At 73.4% G+C, this 5,443-nt stretch carries 5 protein-coding genes; 1 reads left to right on the forward strand and 4 read right to left on the reverse strand.

Features of this window, described 5'->3' with window-relative positions; translation table 11 throughout:
* From GWI24_RS39640 to GWI24_RS39650, 3 genes are all read right to left on the reverse strand, one after another.
* The coding region (locus GWI24_RS39640) for a UbiA family prenyltransferase (protein ID WP_210950877.1) at positions 1-919 on the reverse strand (919 nt) is incomplete at its 3' end.
* Between the two features lie 4 nt (positions 920-923).
* Positions 924-1,973, reverse strand: coding sequence for a polyprenyl synthetase family protein (locus GWI24_RS39645; protein ID WP_210950878.1), 1,050 nt, complete (start codon positions 1,971-1,973; stop codon positions 924-926).
* The gene (locus GWI24_RS39650) at positions 1,970-2,950 is read right to left on the reverse strand and encodes an aminotransferase class I/II-fold pyridoxal phosphate-dependent enzyme (protein ID WP_247617531.1); all 981 of its coding nucleotides are present in this window, start codon (positions 2,948-2,950) and stop codon (positions 1,970-1,972) included. The genes GWI24_RS39645 and GWI24_RS39650 overlap by 4 nt, the downstream gene beginning before the upstream one ends.
* 336 nt (positions 2,951-3,286) lie before the next feature.
* Here GWI24_RS39650 and GWI24_RS39655 point away from each other — a divergent pair, with 336 nt between their 5' ends.
* On the forward strand, positions 3,287-4,213 hold the full coding sequence (locus GWI24_RS39655; RefSeq protein WP_210950880.1) for a LysR family transcriptional regulator: 927 nt from the start codon (positions 3,287-3,289) through the stop codon (positions 4,211-4,213).
* Positions 4,214-4,278: 65 nt separating this feature from the next.
* On the opposite strand, the gene GWI24_RS39660 is transcribed toward GWI24_RS39655, so the two are convergent.
* Positions 4,279-5,286, reverse strand: coding sequence for a sulfotransferase (locus tag GWI24_RS39660; protein WP_210950881.1), 1,008 nt, complete (start codon positions 5,284-5,286; stop codon positions 4,279-4,281).
* Positions 5,287-5,443 lie beyond the last annotated feature (157 nt).

Here is a 5,443-nt window from a genome sequence, read left to right on the forward strand (position 1 = left end):
GGGTGATGACGCTGACCGCGAGCAGCGGCGTCAGCAGCGCCAGGGCGGGTGCCGCTCCGGCGCCCGCGGCCACCACCGCCGCGGCCAGCACCAGGCGTTCGGCGACGAGGACGGCGTGGGCGCGCAGCGCCAGCGCGGGGGCGAGGTGCCCCGGTGACCGCAGCAGCAGCCCGAAGGCGCCCGCGCCGCACAGCGCCGCCGCCGACAGCAGTACGAGATACCCGGCCGTGTCCCTGGGCACCAGCCCGGTGGCGGCGCAGGCCACGGCCACGGCGGCCAGATACAGCGCGGCCGCGGTGTGGGTGGCACGCCGCAGGCCCCGGCGCACCGGCACGGTGGCGTAGCCGCCCTCGCGGTCGCCGTCGACGTCGCGGAGGGTGCCGACGAGGTTGGACGCGGTGTCATGGGCCAGGAACACCAGGGCGAAGGGCAGCGCCCGCCAGGGTGGCCACGGCTGGACGGCCATCGCGCCGAAGAGCACGGTGAGCGCGGTCAGCACGCCGCGGATGAGATTGCCCGGCAGGCCCCGTCCCTTGAGGACGCGGCTGTAGGCCACGATGCCGGCCATGGCGGCGGCGGCCACGGCCACGGCGCGCCAGTTGGCCCACAGGGCGAGCGCGGCGACGGCCACGATGCAGCCGATGCCCGTGGCCACGGCGGTGCGTGGGCTCAACCGCCCGGAGGGGATGGGCCGTTGGGGCTTGCTGAGCGCGTCGAGGTCACGGTCGTAGTAGTCGCCGAGGTAGTGGCCGGCGACCCAGCCGAGGGTCGGCGCGGCCCAGGCCACCATGAGCTGCCCCGTGGTGGGGTGGGCTCCGGCGAGCGTGGCTCCGGCGAGTCCGACCAGCCCGGGATACCAGAGGGTGTACGGGCGCCAGGTCTGCAGATGGGCCAGGAGTGCGGTGCGCGGGGCCGCCACGGCGTCACCGGTCCCGGCTGACCGACAGATCGGCCACCGCCGCGAGTACGGCGGTGGCCCGGGAGCGGGGCAGCAGCTCCAGACAGGATTTGGCGCGGTCGGCCTGGGCCGTGGCCCGGTCCCGCGCGGCGGTGAGCGCGCCGGTGGTCTCCAGCAGTTCGTGCACCGTCCTCAGCGCGTCGGCGGCGGGCAGGGCGCCGCCGAGCGCCGCCTCCAGCCGGGCGCGGGCCGGGGCGCCGGCCATGGCGTGGCAGAGCAGGACGGGGAAGGTGGGCCGGGCGGCCGCGATGTCGCTGAGCGCGGATTTGCCGGTGGTGCGGCTGTCGCTGGTGTACGGCAGCAGGTCGTCGTGCATCTGGAAGGCCAGCCCCAGATGTTTGGCGTAGGAGGTGAGCGCGTGCTGCTGGGCGGGGGATCCGCCGCCCAGGATCGCCCCGCCCCGGCAGGCGGCCCGGAACAGCGCCCCGGTCTTCAGGGCGCTCATGGTGAGGTACCGGTCGAGTCCGCAGCCGAGGTCGCCGCGGAGTTCGCCCTCCATCGCCTGGCCGCGGCACAGGTCGACGCCCGCCCGGGCGAAGACCCGCACCGCCCCGAGGACCCGGCCCGGCGGCAGCCCGGCGTCGTCGTCGGTGAGCGGTCCGGCGTCCTCGGCGCCGTCGGCGAGCACGCCGAACACGCCCAGCATCAGGGCGTCCCCGGTGACGATGGCGTCGGTGGTGCCGTAGCGCGCCGCGACGGACGGACGGCCCCGCCGCATCGTGTCGCCGTCGATGACGTCGTCGTGGACGAGGGATCCGACATGGAGGTACTCCACGCTCAGCGCGGCCGGTACGACGGCGGGTCCGCCGCCGCCCACCGCCTCGGCGGACTCCATGAGCAGCAGCGGGCGCAGCAGCTTCCCGGCCGGGAGCAGGGCGTACCGGGAGATCTGGTGGAGGCGTTCGGCTTCCCGCGGCCAGCGCCGGTCGAGCTCGCGCAGCAGGAGCTCCATGGTGGGGGCGGCCTCGGCCAGCGGGTCGGCCACCTCGGTGACCGCGACGTCGGGCAGGGTCATACGGACGCCTCCCGGTACTTCCCGGCGAGTTCCGCGAACGCCTGGTTGGCCTCGGGCTCGGCGACGGTCACCCGTATCCCCTCGCCCGGTTTGCCGCACACCACCACCCCGTGGTCCGCGCAGAACTGGGTGAAGCGCTCCACACCGGACGTCATGGGCAGCCACAGGAAGTTGCCCTGGCTCGCGGGCGCCTCCCAGCCCTGGTCCAGCAGGATCCGGTGCAGCCGGTCGCGTTCCCCGGCGGTCTCGGCGCACTGCCGGAGCACCCGCTCATGGGCGCCGAGCCCGGCGATGGCGGCCTCCTGCGCCACGGCGCTCACCCGGTAGAAGGGCAGAATCGTGCGGAGCGGGGCGAGCACGGGCTCATGCGCCACGAGATAGCCGACCCGCAGGCTGAGCAGCCCGTACGACTTGGAGAACGTCCGTACCACACAGACCCGTTCATCGGCGCGGTGCAGGGCGATGCCGTCGGCGATGGCGCCGGGGTCGGCGAAGTCCCGGTACGCCTCGTCGATGACGACGGTGACGTGTGAGGGGAGCCGGTCCAGGAAGCGAAGGATCTGGTCATGCTCCAGCGCGGTGCCGGTGGGGTTGTTGGGCGTGCACAGCAGGACCATGCGGGTGCGGTCGGTGACGGCGTCGGCCATCGCCTTCAGATCGTGGTCGTATCCGCTGAGCGGCACCCGGACGGTGGTGGATCCGGCGTTGGCCGCCATCATCGGGTACGCCTCCCAGGAGGGCCAGGCGTGCACCGTGTCGGTGTCCGGTCCGGTGAGGGTGGAGAAGAGCTGCTGGAGCAGCGCGCCGGAGCCCGGTCCGGCGAGCACATGCCCCGGCTCCACTCCCAGATGCGCGGCGAGGGCCTGACAGAGCCCGTTGCCGAGGGCATCCAGGGTACGGTGGGCGGTCCGCGCGGTGCGCAGGACGGCGTCCACCACTTCCGGAAGCGGAGGGTGAACGGTTTCGTTGAGAGACATCTGATGGAAGGGATTGTTCTCCGCGACCACCGGAGTCATGCGATTCCAGCCATCATGCATCGGGCACCAGCCATCCATTCCAGCGGGGGATTCGGGCGGAGGGAGGCATGTCACCGCGCCCGGTTCCCCATGCCGGTCCGGCCGGATCGGTGGGAAGGAAACCGTCGTGGGCGGGCTACGACCGTACGGTCAGCCAGTGCGGGTGGGGCCGTGTCCGATCGGTCAGTTCAACGGGCGAGTACGGGCGAAATCAGTCACCATGATTTTGACGGCCTATCGATCACGCGTCCAATTAAAGTCTTTCGGGAATTGATAAACGATTTTTATCTTTCTGAGGTGATCGAACTTCGCCAGCTCACCGTGCTCGCAGAGGTCTGTCGCTCCGGCTCGTACAGCGCAGCGGCGGACCACCTCGGTTACACCCAACCGGCCATCAGCTATCACATGCGCGCGCTGGAACGTGCCGTGGGCATGCCGCTGACGGTCAAGGCGGGACGGGGGGTGCGGCTCACGCCCGCGGGCCACAGACTCGCCGAGCGCGCCCGGGGGGTGCTGGCCGGGCTGCGGGACGTGGAGAACGAGTTCGAGGCGCTCGCCGCGCGCACCCGTGGCCGGGTGCGGATGTCCTCGGTGCAGAGCGTCTGTGTCGCCGTGCTGCCCGCGGCGCTGGCCCGGCTGGGCGCCTCCCATATCGAGGTGGAGGTCGAGCTGGGCCAGACCGCCACCCACGACGCGTACCGGCTGCTGGACTCGGGCGAGACGGATCTGGCGATCGTCGCCGACGACGAGCCGGGAGAGGCGGCGGAGCCCGCGCAGACCCCGCTGCGCCGGGTCCCGCTGCTGGTCGACCGCCGCCATGTGCTGCTGCCGCGCGGCCATGCGCTCGCGGGGCGGCGCAGCGTCCGTCTCGCCGATCTGGCGCGGGAGCGGTGGATCCTGGAGCGGGACCGCGAGCGGCTGTTGCGGCGCTGCGCGGATGCGGGGTTCGAGCCCCGGGTGGTGACCACGACCGATGACCAGGCGACGACCCTCGGCCTGGTGGGCGACGGGGTGGGGATCGCCCTGATGGACGGCCTCGGGCTGCTCCCCCGGCCCGATCCGCGGGTCGAGCCGCGCCCGCTGGCCGACTGGCCCCGGCGCCATGTCTGCGCGCTGCTGCGGCCGGAGGCGGCCAGGGTGCCCGCCGTGGCCGCGCTGCTGGAGGCGCTGCGGGCGGTGGCGGTCGAGCAGTCGGGGGATGCGGTGGAAGCGGCGACGGCCTGACGCCGGTCCATCGCATCCGGCGCCGGGGCTCTCTCACCCGCTGTGGGCCAGGCTGTGGGTCCCTCTCACCCGCCGTGGGCCAGGCTCAGGGCCCTGGCGCCGGGGGCGCAGCTCTCGCGGAGGGCGGCCAGTTCGGCGGGCGGCAGGGTCGCGGCGGCCGTGCCCCGGCGATCGCCGTCGAGCAGGGCGCGTCCGGCCGCCAGCCACTCCGGGAGGGGGTCCACCCCGAGATGGTGGGCCAGCCGGGTGAGCTCGCGCTCGGGCGCGTCGAGAAGGCCCTCGTAAGAGAGGGACATACGGATCGCGGCGGGGAGCCGCGACAGATGCCCCAGCCCCTCGACGATCGCGCTCGACCACAGCTCGCCGAACTCGGCCACGGGCACGGACCGTTCGTACAGCGGCCGCAGATCGGCCTCGTCGTCGCTGAGCAGCGCCGCGAGACCGGCCGGAAGGTCCTCGGTGCTCGTGGCGCGCTCCGTCATCAGCTGGATCAGCCGGAATCCGGGGTGGCGGCTCATGGAGAGCGCGCAGTCGGCGCCGTCCCGGTGGAGGTGGACGAACCGGGCCTCGGGGAAGACCTCCCTCAGCCGGGGCACCGACCGCAGCGAGTAGCCGGACCGCTCCACGACGGCCCGCCGGCCGAACCGCTCCCCCAGCAGGCCGAACAGCGCCCGGTAGTGATCGGCCACCGGCGCGGCGGGCCGCCGGGACAACTCCGGCTCCAGCGCGTCGAACAGCGCGTCGGGGTCGTCGGTGAGATGAGGCAGCGTCATCATGCACACCGCCGGAATGCCACCGCCCGCCACCGAGAACCGCCCCTTGACATGCGGATACCGGTACTCGGGCAGCGGGATGCCGTCGCGGATGACACGGTTGGCGAACGACCGCGGAGTGGCGAGGATCCGCCAGAACTCCGCCCCGGTCAGCGGCGCCTCGGGCAGCGCGTCCGGCTCCAGCGAGGCGATCAGCTCGCTCACGCTCAGCAGATCCGGATGCAGCCGCAGGATGCGCGACAGAGCGGTCGAACCGCAGCGTCCGGTCCCCACGACGAAGGTCAGCGGCCGTACGGTCACCCCAGGTGCCCCTTCCGTCTCCGACGACTACCGGCCTCCCTACCCATCGTCACCCCCGCGCACCCCCGGCCACTCCCGTCACTCGTGGGGCCCCTCGTCACCGGCGGTCTCCCCAGGCGCTCTTGAGGTCGGCTCGGCGTGACCGTACGTTCCACCG

Origin of the sequence: Streptomyces sp. MK37H, from assembly GCF_018035285.1 — a bacterium.
GTDB lineage: Bacteria > Actinomycetota > Actinomycetes > Streptomycetales > Streptomycetaceae > Streptomyces > Streptomyces endocoffeicus.